The 15217-nt window shown below is 46.1% G+C and carries 12 protein-coding genes; 5 read left to right on the forward strand and 7 right to left on the reverse strand.

Features of this window, described 5'->3' with window-relative positions; translation table 11 throughout:
* The first annotated feature begins 61 nt into the window (after window positions 1-61).
* Window positions 62-343: a hypothetical protein gene (locus tag NE473_RS10170; RefSeq protein ID WP_055650549.1), complete on the forward strand. Its 282-nt coding sequence runs from the start codon at window positions 62-64 to the stop codon at window positions 341-343.
* A gap of 84 nt (window positions 344-427) precedes the next feature.
* Here NE473_RS10170 and NE473_RS10175 read toward each other — a convergent pair whose 3' ends face one another.
* The 4 genes from NE473_RS10175 to NE473_RS10190 form a co-directional block, all read right to left on the reverse strand.
* Window positions 428-2056 (reverse strand): carboxylesterase/lipase family protein, encoded by a 1629-nt coding sequence (locus NE473_RS10175; RefSeq protein WP_055650550.1) that lies wholly within the window; start codon window positions 2054-2056, stop codon window positions 428-430.
* 29 nt (window positions 2057-2085) lie between these two features.
* Entirely contained in the window at window positions 2086-3486 is a 1401-nt protein-coding gene (locus tag NE473_RS10180) for an MFS transporter (protein ID WP_055650551.1), read from the reverse strand.
* Window positions 3486-4892: an MATE family efflux transporter gene (locus tag NE473_RS10185; protein WP_055650552.1), complete on the reverse strand. Its 1407-nt coding sequence runs from the start codon at window positions 4890-4892 to the stop codon at window positions 3486-3488. Before NE473_RS10185 ends, NE473_RS10180 begins: the two co-directional genes overlap by 1 nt.
* Before the next feature lie 241 nt (window positions 4893-5133).
* Window positions 5134-7602 (reverse strand): GH39 family glycosyl hydrolase, encoded by a 2469-nt coding sequence (locus NE473_RS10190; protein WP_055650553.1) that lies wholly within the window; start codon window positions 7600-7602, stop codon window positions 5134-5136.
* 170 nt (window positions 7603-7772) lie between these two features.
* Between NE473_RS10190 and NE473_RS10195 the strand changes: the two genes are divergently transcribed.
* The 4 genes from NE473_RS10195 to NE473_RS10210 all read left to right on the forward strand — a co-directional run bounded on the left by NE473_RS10195 (window position 7773) and on the right by NE473_RS10210 (window position 13182).
* A complete protein-coding gene (locus NE473_RS10195) occupies window positions 7773-9470 on the forward strand; it encodes a glutamine--tRNA ligase/YqeY domain fusion protein (RefSeq protein WP_006772197.1) in 1698 nt (565 codons plus the stop codon).
* Window positions 9471-9739: 269 nt separating this feature from the next.
* Window positions 9740-11200 carry a MocR-like pyridoxine biosynthesis transcription factor PdxR gene (gene pdxR, locus NE473_RS10200; protein ID WP_022032169.1) on the forward strand — a complete coding sequence of 487 codons (1461 nt, stop codon included), beginning with the start codon at window positions 9740-9742 and terminating at the stop codon, window positions 11198-11200.
* A gap of 2 nt (window positions 11201-11202) precedes the next feature.
* On the forward strand, window positions 11203-12120 hold the full coding sequence (locus tag NE473_RS10205) for an MORN repeat-containing protein (protein WP_055650554.1): 918 nt from the start codon (window positions 11203-11205) through the stop codon (window positions 12118-12120).
* 57 nt (window positions 12121-12177) lie between these two features.
* Complete coding sequence (locus NE473_RS10210) at window positions 12178-13182, forward strand: AraC family transcriptional regulator (RefSeq protein WP_022032170.1); 1005 nt, start codon at window positions 12178-12180, stop codon at window positions 13180-13182.
* 63 nt (window positions 13183-13245) lie between these two features.
* On the opposite strand, the gene NE473_RS10215 is transcribed toward NE473_RS10210, so the two are convergent.
* From NE473_RS10215 to NE473_RS10225, 3 genes are read right to left on the reverse strand one after another with little or no spacing between them, the layout of a single operon-like run.
* Complete coding sequence (locus tag NE473_RS10215) at window positions 13246-13917, reverse strand: hypothetical protein (protein ID WP_055650555.1); 672 nt, start codon at window positions 13915-13917, stop codon at window positions 13246-13248.
* Window positions 13910-14608 carry an ATP-binding cassette domain-containing protein gene (locus tag NE473_RS10220; RefSeq protein ID WP_055650556.1) on the reverse strand — a complete coding sequence of 233 codons (699 nt, stop codon included), beginning with the start codon at window positions 14606-14608 and terminating at the stop codon, window positions 13910-13912. The genes NE473_RS10215 and NE473_RS10220 overlap by 8 nt, the downstream gene beginning before the upstream one ends.
* Window positions 14605-14964: a GntR family transcriptional regulator gene (locus NE473_RS10225; RefSeq protein ID WP_055650557.1), complete on the reverse strand. Its 360-nt coding sequence runs from the start codon at window positions 14962-14964 to the stop codon at window positions 14605-14607. Before NE473_RS10225 ends, NE473_RS10220 begins: the two co-directional genes overlap by 4 nt.
* Window positions 14965-15217 lie beyond the last annotated feature (253 nt).

Here is a 15217-nt window from a genome sequence, read left to right on the forward strand (position 1 = left end):
GAAGCGGACACGGGACTCCGGGCAGGAAATAAAGTGTAGAGAAAAGGGAGGTATTTAACGCATGGAAGCAGTAAAAAAAGAGTCATTTGTGCCGATGGCATTTTTCAAGAAAGAAGCCTATACAGGCAGCTTTAAGGGAATGCGCTACCGCGTGATAAAATCCGAAGACCAGTTTGAAGCAGTTGTCTATCCGGAACCGTATTGCTTCGAAGCGACCCCTGAGACCGCTAAGGTGAAAAATTCTTTTCCATTTACAGAAGAGGGAAGGCTGGCCGTGGTGGACTGGTTAAATGAACAGTATGATACGCGCAGGAGTGAGTGGGATGCTGTAGCACGGTGTTAAATATTACCATACCAAAAACAACCGGGCAGAAAGGGCGGTTACCCCACCCTTTCTGCCCGGCTGTTTTGAAATAAAGAAGAAACATTAATGCTGGAAATTCTGATCCTGAAATACCAGATTAATTAAATTAAACGGCTGTAGAATACGATCGATTAATGCATGTAATTCATCATCATAATTATAACGGACTTCACATGTCCGGTCATAGATCATGGTTGGAATATTTTCCGGAGTTACAGGCGGCCATGCTGGTAAGTCTTCATGTTCCGGACAGCCTGTTCTTGCAAAAGCAATTAATGCGCCGGATATCTGCTTTTCCAGTTTATCAGAAATGCCTGGAATATTGCAGACTTCTACTTTATCTGTATTATTGAATATAAACGGGAGGTCTGAACAGTGCCATGCTGTCTTGCCGTTTTGGAATGGGAAATCCAGTGTGAAATTATAAATATAGGTAGGAGCCTGTTTACCATCTGCATGCATTTTTGCTATCTTCTTGGAAGGCTGACGTAAAAATCTGTCAAGAGAAAGAACATCTGTTGGATTCTTTCCTGGATAAGCCTTAGAAAAGGCTTCAATTACTTCATCGGTATATTCCCCGTATGTTTTTGCAATGATTTCTCGGATTTCTTCATTTGTCAATTCATATTTGTTGAATTCAGGCGGATTAAAGGTAACTTCACCGAATACGGTACCAATCATAAGAGGAATTTCATATGCATGTTCCCGGAACCCCACATCCAAAGGAGCACCGTAATAATAGTCACTCCTCTGAGGTCCACCGCCGATATAGCCGCCTTCCTGAATAACTGTCGGACTGACTTTGATATAGGCTTTCGCAAGTTCATCGTATGGCAGGGTTTCAAGCTGTTCCACATTGTCTATATTCAGTTCTTTAAGAAGTGCCGTAACAATTGATGTTCCGTCTCCATGGCCACCGGCAAGGAATCTGCCGTTTTCGTCATGGCGCATACCCAAAAGCTTCCACAGAGGCATTGTGTGACATTCCGGCTGTATATATTCCGCGGCAGAACCGCTCATCATCAGCCCCTTGTGGAACAATCCGTCTGCAGCAGGAATCTGCATCAAATCGGCAACTTTCATCGAACCGCCGGACTGTCCGAATACAGTTATATTATCAGGATCACCGCCAAAAGCCGTAATATTATGATGAATCCATTTTAAAGCTGCCACGATATCTGCATGTCCGGCATTTCCGGAGTTTGCGTATTTCTCACCGAATGGAGAGAGATCAAGATATCCAAGAATATTTAATCGGTGATTTAACGTGATAACCACGATATTCCCCTCCATACACAGGTTAAAACCATCATAAGCAACCTGTTCTATGGCTGACCCTGCTGAATAACCGCCTCCATGAAGCCACACAACAACAGGTTTTCTGGCTTCGGGTGATAAAGACTCTGTCCAGATATTCAAATTCTGGCAATTCTCATTTGTCGGCCAGTAGCGGTGGGGAACAAGAAGTTCCCCGTTAGGTGTTTCAGAAGTTAAGAGAGGACATACAAATCCGTAAGATGTCACCTCTTTAATTCCTTCCCAGGGCGTTACGTCTTCCGGCATCTGAAACCTCTTTGCCTGCGCATAGGGAATTCCTTTGAAAATGTATTCGCCCTCCCAAAAATATCCTTTTAGTTTTCCACTTGTTGTGTTCACAATCGGAACATCATCGTAACGAAAATTTTTAGCCATATAAATTTCCTCCTGTTAATTATATTTTATTAATTGTTGTTGGCTTTTTTTAAAGCTGCCTCGCGTTCCTGAAGATCCGCCATTACCTGAGGATAAATTTTATCCAGCTTATAGAAGATATAGATAATCGGAATTAATATGAGGAATGGAATCGGGACATAGAGGTAAATTGCTTTAATTGCTGCGACAGCGCTTTCAGTCTGCACTGCAGCAAGACCGTCATACCCCGCAGCTCCTACAATACCGAGAGCAATAGCACTTGCAATACCAAATCCGATCTTTGAACCAAAAGTTGTGCTGGAATAAAGCATGCCTTCGACACGAATGCCAGTTTTCCATTCTCCGTATTCGATTGTATCTGCTACCATTGCAAAGATTGTACCAGAGCGGAAACCGTTTCCAACGCCTTTTAGCAGGGAACAGATAATCAGCCATGTTGTATTTTCCGGATAGAGAATCATAAGTACCTGGCCAGCAAGATTAATCACGCTTCCCCAGATAGCCACACTTGTTTTTCCATATTTTTTACTTAATGGAGCGACCAGGGAGATGCAGACGAGTGAAGGCAGGATTGTGGCTGCGTTCAAAATCCCGACAAGGTTCTCGTTGTTAAGAATATACTTTGCATAGTAGGCCCCAACAGCTCCGCTGAAGGCCAGACTGAGTGCTGAACTTACCCAGGCGGCCACAAGCATAAGCCAGTAATTGTTTTTCATAATCAGTTTAAATGCGGTTGTGAATTTAAGTTTTTCTTTCCGTTCCATAGAGACAGTGACTCTTTCCTTTGTTTTTCCAAAGCAGAGCAGGAACAGAGCAGCCGCCAACAGACCATAAATGATAGAAACGATAACCCAGCTTTTCTGATTGCTGCTTCCGCCCATGGCATTTACCAGAGGAAGAGTACATGCATTTATAATCAGAGAGCCGATCTGGGCCATCAGCATACGGAAAACATTAATTACTGTCCGTTGATTTTGATCCCGGGTCATTAAGGAGGTCAATGTTCCGTAAGGAATATTGATCATCGTATAGAGAACAGTGGTTACAAGGTTGTAGGTAATTGTCACATATACGTACTTTCCGACTATTCCTGTGTTAGGTACGAGAAAGATAAGCACGGTGGCTACTGAGATTGGAATGGCCAGCCAGAGCAGCCACGGCCGCGCCTTACCGTATTTGGTGCGCACACGGTCCATAATGTACCCCATAAGCATATCTGAAAAACCGTCAGCAAAACGCGAGAACATCATAATACTGCCGATAATAGCAGCGTTTAGCCCCAGTGCATCTGTGTAAAAGAAAGTTACGTAGGAAGTGACTAGGATAAGAATCAGGTTGCTGGCCAGATCACCGCAGCCATAAGCGGTTTTTTCGAAGGTACTTATCTTTTCTACATGGTCTACAGTTACTTTTTTTGTTTTTTCAGTCATTACAGATTTCCCCCTTTTATCTGTTCTTTCTTTTTTAACTTTTTATAAACAGTGAAATACATTGTGCCAAAGCAGGTCAGGCCGCCAATAAAATTTGAAATTGGCTCGGCAAGGAAGATACCGTTAACGCCAAGACCTCCCACATGGGGAAGAATGAATGTCAGCGGAATAACAATGATAATCTTGCGCAGCAGTGAGAAAAACACCGCATAGCGGGCTTTGCCCAGAGCTACAAACGTAGATTGTCCACAAAATTGAAGGGACATCATAAAAAATCCGAAGATATAGATACGCAGGGCAGGAATCCCTTTTGCCAGCAGCACCGGGTCGTTATTAAAAAGCCGGATAAAAAATTCTGGGAAGGTAAAAATGATACCCCATGCGGCCAAAGTATAGAGAACCCCAGACAGCCCCATAAATTTAATACCATCACGGACACGTTGATATTTATTAGCCCCATAATTAAAACCAATCACCGGCTGTGCACCATTAGACAATCCGCTTACAGGCATGGTGATTATCTCACGTACGGAGTTTAAAACAGTCATAATGGCTACATAGATATCACCGCCCCAGGCTTGAAGGCTTGTATTTGCCGCCATCTGGACCGCACTTGTAGTCGCGGACATGATGAAACCGGAGAGCCCCAGTGTGCATATTTTACATGTCAGTCTGAAATCGGGGATCATGGATGCTAAAGTTAGTCTGAGAATTGTTTTCTTTCCTGTTAAAAAACAGACAATCCATACAGCGGATACACCCTGGGAGATAATTGTAGCCAGGGCGGCACCTTGAACTCCCATATTAAGTAAAAAAATGAAAATCGGATCTAAAATTATATTTAAAACCGCCCCTATAAGAATTGTAAGCATACCTGTACGGGCAAAGCCCTGTGTATTGATAAAACTGTTCATGCCAAGAGAAATCATAACAAAAACAGTTCCGATTAAGTAAATGCTGAGATACTGGTCAGCATAAGAAAATGTCTGGCTGCTGGCGCCCAATAAATAGAGAACGGGCTTCTTGAATAAATAAAGAATAACGGTAAGAAGAATCCCGATGACAATGAGCATAGACATTGAAGTTCCCATTATTTTTTCTGCTTCCTGTATATCCCCCCTGCCGCGTGCGATCGAGCATAGAGGCGCGCCGCCTGTGGAGAATAGGGAAGAAAAAGCCATAATCAATGATACAACAGGAAGAGTCAGGCCAATTCCTGTAAGTGCAAGCGTCGCTGCCGATGTAAGACGGCCGATATACATGCGGTCAATGACGCTGTACAAAATATTAATCAGCTGTGCCAGCGTCATGGGAAGAGCAAGGTGCAGTATGGTTTTTGAGATACTTCCCTGTCCAAAATCATGAGTATCCGCGGCGGGCTGTGATGGAAAATTATGATTAGTCATATTTATACTCCAAGTATCAGTTTGTTACCAATTGGTTTAACACAATTATACAAAAATAGACAAACGGCTTCTATATCGTTTTTGCTGTTTTGTCGCAATTTCATGTCGTGTTTTGGGGTGATACGAAAATAATTTGATGAAGACAGCAGATTTTGACAATAAAAAAGCAGAATATTTGTACAGACAGAAAAAAGAGGATACACCGCTCTGACAATCACGGTGTATCCTCTCCCGGTTGTTTTTATTTTTTAAAGATTTTAAAAAGCTGAACCTCATGGGGCAGAAGACCGGCTTTAATATTTAATGACGATTTTCCAGGCAACAGTTCTGTCTGCCACGTCTTATAACTGGGCTGAGACAGATTGTTTAGCAGGAGAAGTTCTTCACTGTCCGGCGTATCCGGTGCTCCCATCTGGATCCATGCATCATAGCTGCTTCCTCCGGCAGGGCTGATACTGTAATGTTTAAACACATAGGTTCCAGGATCCATATGGTCCAACTGAATATTGATAACACAGGAATCTTTACGGTTAAATACCTGGTATCTGTCTGTTTTACTCATATTTACAGTATGCCTGTAGCGATAAAGCATATCATAATGACAATAATTGTATAAAAACACCTGAATTTCATGATCAGATTCTGTAATATAATAGCCCTTGCCCTTCTGAATGAGATATTCCCCCATCTGTGAGAGAAGCTTCATTGCGCTGTATCCGCTTTTTGGGATGTTGTTTCTTGTAAACAGGCCGAAACCTCCATGGTATAACTCTCCGGAAGGAGGTGCTTCCTCCAGCCTGTCGTTAATTGAAAAATAGCCGATGCCATTGAGATGCTCGTTATTTTCAAGGATTCCCTTAAAAATAAACGCTGATTTGTAGCACGTATCATTACAGTAATCTTTCTGCCATATATTATTGCTCCATTCTTCCACAATGACGGGCATATTCTCTAAATGTTCCTGCTTAAGTATGCGGCGTATATTCTGAACGGAATGAAAAAGGATATCCTCATCGTCGCTGACCGACATAAAAAGGCTTTCTCCATTTCCCCAAAGCTTTAATTCGTCTTTTTCTTCTTCCGGAGCAACTGTTGCGAAGGAGCGAAAAGTCAGTACATCAGGCATACAGTGGTTTTCCCTGCACATTTTAATGTACCATGGCAGATATTTCTTGTAATTTTCACAGCCGGGACCGCAAATAAGAAAGTCAGAGCATACAGATTTGACTGCTCTGTACGCAGCCTGATAAGTTAACGAATATTCTTCCATCGTTATATAGTTAAGATTTTCATAATCCAAAAGAGCCCACAAAGAAAAAAGCCATTTTTTTACGTTTGCGGTTCCATATCTCTGATTTAAATGGCTGACTAAATTATAAATCAGAGTTTCCCACAGGTCCATATCCTCAGGAATTGATATAATGAGTGATCGCATGGACAGCATGGTTTTATGCTTTGCCATAATACTTGGCATATGGCTTAATTCCAGCATAGGTTTTGCATGGACGGACAGAATAAAGTCGATAACCTCATCAATATAATGATAATTAACGACAGGATTTCCAATTAAGTCCTTACGATACAGGCACATGTCATCATCCAGGATCCCCTTACATCGGATATATTCAAATCCTATATCCAGTTGTATTCTGCGGATTTCCTCCTGAAGGGTCCCGTTAACAAGATTTTTAGAATATCCGGCGTTAATTAAACGTTTCCAGTGCATGGAAAGCCGCTGTTTTTTGCTGTTCATATCAACAGAAACCGCCAATACTGTTTCCTGTGGGGAGTTCTCTCCGGTATGTGTATCACTGTCATCTGCATACCTCATCAACGTTGAAAATACATCAGAAATACCATATTCCGCTCCGTTGTCAAAATGAATATCTCCCCGCCCTTCTTTTTTTAAACGCCTCCTGTATTCGCCAGGGGACATGCCCTTGTATTGGTTGAACGCCTTAATCAGTGAGTTTATTGTGGAAAACCCGCTTTCTGAAGCAACCTCCGTAATTGTACGGTCTCCATGCAGCAGCAGTGTCGCCTGAGCAAGACGTATCTGAGTGAGATACGTTTTGAAAGACATACCCAGATACTTCTGAAAGCTGTGAGAAATATAAGAACTGCTTAAATAAGTCTGATCTTCCAGATCAGATAATTTAATATTTTCTTTATAATGGTGCTGAATATAATCAACAGCTGACTTGAGCCGTTCCCTTCCGCTTCCATTAAAGGAGGATTTTGAATCATCCAGAAAGAGACGTGTTAAGTTTTCCAGAAGAACGGCAATCTTACTTTTTAAATATATGGAACGGCCATATTCACTTTTATTCTGCTGACTGAAAACATTCGCAAAGTCTCTTCTTAAAATATCAAAGTTTTCCTGTCTGTCATCCCCGTAGAGAAAAGACCGGCAGTCAATGTACCCCTGCATGGTTTCTGAGCTTATAGAGAACAGAAGGTGCGGAGAAATCATCAGAGAGATGGCCTGCGCTTCCTTATCCAGTTCCAGTATACGCAGCTGAAAACTGTTGACTGTGAAAATATCCCCTTCGTTTAACTCATAAGCCGATTGGGTGTTTTCAAAACAGACCCGTCCGGTTCCCTTCAGAATAAAAATAATTTCCAGTTCCAGATGCCAGAATGCCCCTGGATCTTCAGCCCTCAGTATTGTAAACCAAAAATCCTTATTCTCTTCTCCGTAATTTTTCATAACTTTTCCTCTCTGATAGTCCATGTACTCTAATATCACTATTTTATTGCAAGGATCATAGGAATGCAAGTATCATTGTTTCCGCGAGAAATTCTCATTCCCCCTTTCCTATTTCTCCCAAATATGATATGATACCATATTATTGGGACTATTTATATGGAGGAAACAGGATGGAAGAAAACAGAGAAGTATTAGAAACTGCGGAAAAAGAAGAGGTTGTTTCTAAAAACTTTATCGAGCAGGAGATAGATAAGGATCTGGCAGAAGGGGTTTATTCCCACGTGCAGACCAGATTCCCGCCGGAACCCAACGGATATTTACACATTGGACATGCTAAGTCCATTTTGTTAAACTACGGACTGGCTAAGAAGTACGGCGGACAGTTTAACCTTCGTTTTGATGATACGAATCCGACAAAAGAGAAGACGGAATTTGTAGAATCCATTATAGAGGATGTAAAGTGGCTGGGCGCCGATTTTGAGGACAGGCTGTTTTTTGCGTCCAATTACTTTGAGCAGATGTATGAGTGCGCGGTCTTCTTAATCAAGAAGGGCAAAGCATTTGTCTGTGATTTATCCGCGGAGGAGATCCGCGAGTACCGCGGCGATTTTAAGACTCCCGGAAAAGAGAGTCCGTACCGGAACCGGAGCATCGAAGAGAACTTAAGGCTTTTCGAGGAGATGAAGGAAGGAAAGTATCAGGACGGAGAAAAAGTGCTCCGCGCCAAGATCGATATGGCCTCCCCGAATATCAACATGCGCGATCCGGTCATTTACCGTGTGGCCCGCATGAGCCATCACAATACCGGAGACAAGTGGTGCATCTATCCGATGTATGACTTTGCCCATCCGATTGAGGATGCTGTGGAGCATATCACGCATTCAATCTGTACTCTGGAGTTCGAGGATCACAGGCCGCTGTATGACTGGGTGGTGAGAGAATGTGAATTTGAGAACCCGCCGCGTCAGATCGAGTTCGCCAAGCTGTACTTAACGAACGTGGTAACCGGAAAGCGTTATATCAAGAAGCTGGTGGAAGACGGAATTGTGGACGGCTGGGATGATCCGCGTCTCGTATCCATCGCAGCGCTGAGAAGAAGAGGCTATACGCCGGAAGCCATCCGCATGTTTGTGGATCTGGTAGGTGTGTCCAAGGCGAACAGCTCCGTGGATTACGCCATGCTGGAGTACTGTATCCGCGAGGACTTAAAGTTAAAGAAGCCGAGAATGATGGCTGTTTTAGATCCGGTGAAGCTGGTGATTGACAACTATCCGGAAGATACGATTGAATATTTAGACGCTCCTAATAATTTGGAGAATCCGGAGCTGGGAGAGAGAAAACTTCCCTTTGGAAAGGAACTCTACATCGAGCGGGAAGATTTTATGGAAGAACCGGTTAAGAAGTATTTCCGTCTCTTCCCGGGTAATGAGGTCCGCCTGATGAATGCCTATTTCGTGACCTGTACCGGATGCGAGAAGGACGAGAACGGCAATGTAACTGTGGTTCACTGTACGTACGACCCGGAGACGAAGAGCGGTTCCGGATTTACGGCCAGAAAGGTAAAGGGAACCATCCATTGGGTAGCCGCTAAGACTGCGGTATCCGTAGAATGCCGCCTTTATGAGAACATTGTGGATGAGGAGAAGGGTAAGTTAAATGAGGATGGAAGCCTGAATTTAAATCCGAATTCCCTTACCATTATCAAGAATTGCTATGTGGAACCGGCGCTTGCCGAGGCGAAGCCGTATGACAGCTACCAGTTTGTGAGAAATGGCTTTTTCTGCGCCGACTGTAAGGACAGCACGCCGGAGCATCTGGTATTTAACCGGATCGTGTCCTTAAAGAGCTCCTTTAAGATTACGAAATAGAAGTTTCGCCCGAAGCTGCGGAATTATGCGGCAGAGAAGCGAATAAGATAGAACAGAATGTTTGAAAAGACGATACTGAATTGATAAACAGGCAATGAAAGATGCCGCGGGGGATATGTTGTTGACCTGGCCGGACCGTACTGCGGTGACGGGCCGGAAGGACTGATCCCGCGGCACTTTTTATACATGCAGGCGGCAGGTACTGTGATACACCGTGGAGGCTGCGGCGGCAACGTGCGTTTACACTTCAGTCTTAAGGAGGTGGAGCAGTGGAACTTATGATCCCTCTGGACAGTCATTCAGGGATGCCTTATTATGAACAGATTTACGAATATATCAGAGAAGAGATTAAGAAGGGAAATTTAAAGTCCCCCACCCGTCTTCCGTCGACCCGTCTGCTCGCGGAGCATTTGAAGGTCAGCAGGAGCACGACGCAGATGGCGTACGAACAGCTGCTGTCGGAAGGATATATTGAATCGGTGCCGTGTAAAGGATACTTTGTGTCGCGTATCGAGGAACTGGTGGACACGGGGCAGGAGAACGGGGGAGAAAGCCCGTTTTTTGGAATGTATCCGTGGGAAGTGCCGGGAGACAGCCAGCCGGCAGCAGCCGGAGAGGGGGAATACCGGGTGGATTTTTCGCCGCGCGGCGTTGATCTGGACAGTTTTCCCTTTAATACGTGGAGAAAGATCACGAAGATTACGCTGGTGGACGACAACAAGGAGATGTTTGCCACAGGGGATCCACAGGGGGAACCCGCATTTCGTGAGGCGATCCGGGGATACCTCCATTCAGCCAGAGGTGTGAACTGCACAGCGGAGCAGATTGTAGTCGGCGCAGGAACAGAATACTTACTGATGCTGCTTTCCCGTATTCTGGGGCCGGATCATACCATAGCCATGGAAAATCCCACCTACAAACAGGCGTACCGCGTCTTCGAGAGTCTGGGATACCCGGTGGTGCCTGTGGAGATGGACGGCTCCGGTCTGGAGACTTCCCTGCTTGAGGGAAGCGGGGCGGATATCGCCTATGTGATGCCGTCCCATCAGTATCCGACAGGAATTGTGATGCCGGTCAAAAGGCGGCAGGAACTGCTTTCCTGGGCCTATAAAAAAGAGGGACGCTATCTGATCGAGGATGACTATGACAGTGAGTTCCGGTATAAAGGAAAACCAATCCCTGCGCTTCAGGGAATGGATGGAAGGGAACGGGTTATCTACAGCGGAACATTTTCAAAATCCATAGCGCCGGCGATCCGGGTAAGCTACCTGGTGCTTCCGAAGCCGCTTCTGGCGGTCTATAAGGAGCGGGTGAATTTTTATACATCTACGGTGTCCAGGATCGATCAGAATATCCTGTACCAGTTTATGGTGAGCGGCTGCTATGAGCGCCATTTAAACCGGATGCGGGCCGTGTATAAGGCAAAACACGACGCGCTGATCGGAGCTTTAAAGCCGTTTGAACATCAATTTGCAGTAAAAGGAGAGTATGCGGGCCTCCATCTGCTTCTGACCGATAAGAAGAACAGAACGGAGAAGTGGCTGGTGGAGTCTGCGAAACGTGCGGGGGTAAAGGTTTACGGTCTGTCTTCCTATTTGATCCGGGAGGGGAAGGCGGTGGTGGCGCCTACTGTAATCCTGGGGTATGCGATGCTCAGTGAAGATGCGATTAAAGAGGGAATCCGGCTGCTTCGTGCGGCCTGGTCATCGGATGGAGAACAGGAGGAGTAATAGTGAAGATTCCGTTAAGGGCTGCCGGAGCAGCCGCTGTAATTGTGGTTTTACTGCTTGTTGTAGGTATTCTTGGAAACGTTCGGATATCGGGATATTTAAGGGCCAGCATGGAGGAATCCATTCATCAGGTCGAGAGGGAGATTGCCAGTAAAGAGGTGCAGGAATCCATCGAGGAGTCAAAAATAGAAGAGACCGCGGTACATGAGATTGCGCTTACTTATACGGAAGAACAGCTTTTGAAGCTGCTGGAGGAAAAACTGCGCGCCAATGACTTAGAGGGAGCAGCGAGAGTGCTGAACGAGAATGAGTCTGCATTTCAGGATTTATTTTTTGGAAAACTGGCGGATGAGATTTGTCTGTATGATGGAAGTGTGATGAAGGACGAGGCGGATGGCTTCGGCCTCGTGTTCCAGCGTGCGGGAACTGTCTTCTACGGTACGTTTAAAGACGGAAAGCCGTCGGGGCAGTGTGTGGCCCTTCAGGCGATTACACTGGATGAAGGAGTCCGTTACGATTACTCCGACGGAACATGGGTGGATGGCGTCATGGAAGGCCCCGGAGAGTGCGGTTACGATTATTATGAGGGTGTAACCGGGGACGGGGCAAAAAAAACGGTGAAGAAAGGGACCTTTTCAAACGATCTGATGGAGGGGGAGATCACCTATACCTCTTCCCGCCAGACACCGGAGAGAGGGACTTTCCCTGATGACAGCGGGAGCGGAGAATCGACTACCTGGACTATGACGGTGGAAAAAGGAGTGATTGTTCCGGATGCAAGGTGGATTTCCGATACGTCCGACGACGGAACTCCCGTCTTTCGGCTGATGGCTGATACGGATGATGGCCATGCCTATGTGGTGGAGGCCGATGCCATGAAGGAAGCGCGCTGGAAGAACATGATTGAGTGGGGAGAGTAACGGAAGAGCAGCCGGAGATGAGGCGTTGAGAATCGGCAGAGAAGAGGGGGCGGTGCAGTGAATCAGGAAATGCTGGAGCGGCTCAGTGTGATTACGGAAGAAGAGCGGGAGATTTTAAACGGTCGCACGGAGATTGACAGGACACGGTACACAAAGGGAGACGAACTCGTTACATCCCGCCAAATGGAAGTGAGAGGTGCTTTTCATATTGACAGCGGGAAGATGCTGGAGCACGGAAAACTGATCCGCATCCGGCCGCACACCCGGTTTGTTCATTTTCCAAAACATAAACACAACTATATCGAAGTGATCTATATGTGCAAAGGGGAAACCACCCATGTGATCGACGGGGAGACTGTCGTTCTCCGTACCGGCGAGCTGCTCTTTTTAAATCAGCACGCCACCCAGGAGATTCTGCCTGCCGGTGAGGGCGATGTTGCCGTGAACTTCATTATATTGCCGGAATTTTTCGATACTGCCTTTGAGATGATGGGGGAGGAAGAAAATCTGCTGCGGGATTTTCTGGTGGGATGCTTGTGCAACGACACCCGGTATGCCAGTTTTCTGCATTTTAAGGTGGCGGATGTGCTTCCGGTGCAGAATCTGGTGGAAAATATGGTATGGACGCTGCTCAACGACCAGCCCAACAAGCGGAGCATCAATCAGATTACCATGGGGCTCCTGTTCCTTCAGCTGATGCACTATACCGATAAGATCAGTCACACCTCGGAGGGCTTCGACCAGAGGCTGATTTTTCAGGTGCTGGGATATATCGACGAGAATTACCGGGATGGTGAACTGACCGAGCTGTCCTCGATGCTGGGATACGACATCTACTGGCTGAGCCGGATGGTAAAGCGGCTGACAGGAAGAACGTATAAGGAACTTCTCCAGATCAAACGGCTGAATCAGGCCGCGTTTCTTCTTTTAAATACGCGGCTGGCAGTGGCGGATGTGGCGCTGGCAGTGGGATACGACAACACGAGTTATTTTTATCGGATCTTTAAGGAGCGGTATCAGATGTCGCCGAAGGAGTACCGGAAGAATAACCGGGCGCTGTAGCGAAAAGGCGGATCGTTGAAAAACCAGGTACCAGGACCTGGAGGCAGTTTTTTATCAATAAAGCTAAATGACATCTCTCTGAGCCTCCAGTTTACCGGTCTGCCAGAACAGGAAGATAACAAGCAGGATCCCTGCCGGAATGGCGGCTATGAGGGAAAGGCTTTTTAACATGTCGTATACTATCTGTCCAAGGATCAGTGCCGCGATCAGTGTAAGGGCCGTACCATGACCGTTCTGTCTTCGGCGGGAAAACAGCGTCAAAAAAAGATACAGCAGCGGAAGGAAAACAGCGAACTGCAGGAACGCGCGGGGGATGCTGCCATTCATCTCCATTCTAAAGTAGGAGTGGTTGGCGTCCGCAAATTTTTGCATCAGGATGGTACCGGCCTGACCATTCAAAAAGGAGACAGCCATCAAAACGGCGACTGCGGTCAGCCGAGAGAAGATACGCAGCCACGGATTGGGCTCAGCCAGGCGCCAGAGCTCATTCTGGCGGGCATCCGGTTTTTCCGGCATGCAGTTCATTCCGTAAAAGAGCGCCATAAGCAGGGAGGCGGCATAACAGACACTTATGAACACGACGGCGAATCCTGCCATGTTATCGATGATTTGGCAGACGGAAAGCGGAAGAAGCAATAACACTGCATTCAGGACCAGGAAAAATGCCGCCGCTGTCCGAATCTCATGAAATACCGCCTGAATCTGCCATTTTATGGCTTTCCATACTCTAATCATGGCATATCTCCTCCAGATAATACTGTTCTACGGATTTGTGGTGCTTCGTTCTGATTTCTTCTGTCTCCATCTGCCAGACTCGTCCGTCAGCGAGAAATATGACCTCGTCAAACAGGGACTCCAAATCTTTCAAAAGGTGAGTCGCCATAACGATGGAACTGTTGTCTGCCATATTTTCCAGAAGAAAGCGTTTCATATCCTTTTTAAAATAGGGATCAATTCCGTCGAAGGGTTCGTCGAAAAGATAGAGGCGGCTGTATCTGCACAGTCCAAGAATCATGCAGAGCCGTTCCTGCTTCCCCCTGGAAAGACGGCAGAGCCGCGTCCTGCGGTCGATCTTCGACTGCTCCAGAAGCATCAGGGCGTGTTCCCGGTCAAAGTCGGAGTAAAAATCCTCATAGAATCTTACACAGTCGTCTGCGTTCATCCAGTCGTAAAAGTGGCTTCCTGAAAGAATATAGGAGATGGCCGCCTCTCCACGGATAATCCGGCCTTCGTCCGGCTTCAGCAGCCCGGCCATCAGTTTTAAAAGCGTGGACTTTCCAATTCCGTTGTCGCCTATGACTCCAATGATCCGGTTTTCGCGGACCTCGGCAGTAACGTGGTTTAAGACCTTCCAGCCATTTCGCGTTTTGGTGACATTCTGCAGCTTCAGCAGAACGGTATCTGCTGTCATCTGTTCCATTCTCATTTCAGACCTCCTTCCAGTTCCTGTGAAACTGCGGCTTTGATCTGGGCATCTGTCAGCCCGCAGTGATGCATCCGGACTATAAAGTCCTGAATGATTCCTGTTACCATGTCTTCCGAAAGTCTTTCCTGTATCTCGGTTCGGACAAAGCTGCCGATGCCTTTTCTGGTCTCAATGATTCCCTCCGACTCCAGATACTGGACGGTCCGGTGAATCGTAAGCGGGGAGACCTCGAAAAAGACCGCGTATTCCCTCACGGAAGGCAGCTTCTCTCCGGGACGTATGGTTCCGATTATGATTTGCTCTTTTATGAAGGTTCCGATCTGGATATAGATCGGCTGGTCATTCTGAAAATCCATGGAGAGGCCTCCTGTTATACTGTTATATATATGTATAACAGTATAACGAAAAATGCCGGGATTGTCAAGTGGAGAGAACAGACAGGGAGGCAGGAAACGAGGAAAAGCAGAAGTAAAACAGAAATAAAACAGAAAAACAACGATAAAAGCTGCCGCAAAGCATAAATCATGCCCGGCCTTATCATGATTTTCACATGAACGGACCGGGCATAAGAAGATTTCTCATATCTGGCATAACATCCTGCAGACGATT

This window comes from Hungatella sp. SL.1.14 (assembly GCF_024460495.1).
In the GTDB taxonomy this organism is placed as follows: Bacteria; Bacillota; Clostridia; order Lachnospirales; family Lachnospiraceae; genus Hungatella; species Hungatella hathewayi.

Excerpts from the sequence above, each read along its gene's own strand:
- NE473_RS10170 (WP_055650549.1), top strand. The coding sequence starts at position 62 with ATGGAAGCAGTAAAAAAAGAGTCATTTGTGCCGATGGCATTTTTCAAG.
- NE473_RS10175 (WP_055650550.1), bottom strand. The coding sequence starts at position 2,056 with ATGGCTAAAAATTTTCGTTACGATGATGTTCCGATTGTGAACACAACA.
- NE473_RS10180 (WP_055650551.1), bottom strand. The coding sequence starts at position 3,486 with ATGACTGAAAAAACAAAAAAAGTAACTGTAGACCATGTAGAAAAGATA.
- NE473_RS10185 (WP_055650552.1), bottom strand. The coding sequence starts at position 4,892 with ATGACTAATCATAATTTTCCATCACAGCCCGCCGCGGATACTCATGAT.
- NE473_RS10190 (WP_055650553.1), bottom strand. The coding sequence starts at position 7,602 with ATGAAAAATTACGGAGAAGAGAATAAGGATTTTTGGTTTACAATACTG.
- NE473_RS10195 (WP_006772197.1), top strand. The coding sequence starts at position 7,773 with ATGGAAGAAAACAGAGAAGTATTAGAAACTGCGGAAAAAGAAGAGGTT.
- NE473_RS10215 (WP_055650555.1), bottom strand. The coding sequence starts at position 13,917 with ATGATTAGAGTATGGAAAGCCATAAAATGGCAGATTCAGGCGGTATTT.
- NE473_RS10220 (WP_055650556.1), bottom strand. The coding sequence starts at position 14,608 with ATGAGAATGGAACAGATGACAGCAGATACCGTTCTGCTGAAGCTGCAG.
- NE473_RS10225 (WP_055650557.1), bottom strand. The coding sequence starts at position 14,964 with ATGGATTTTCAGAATGACCAGCCGATCTATATCCAGATCGGAACCTTC.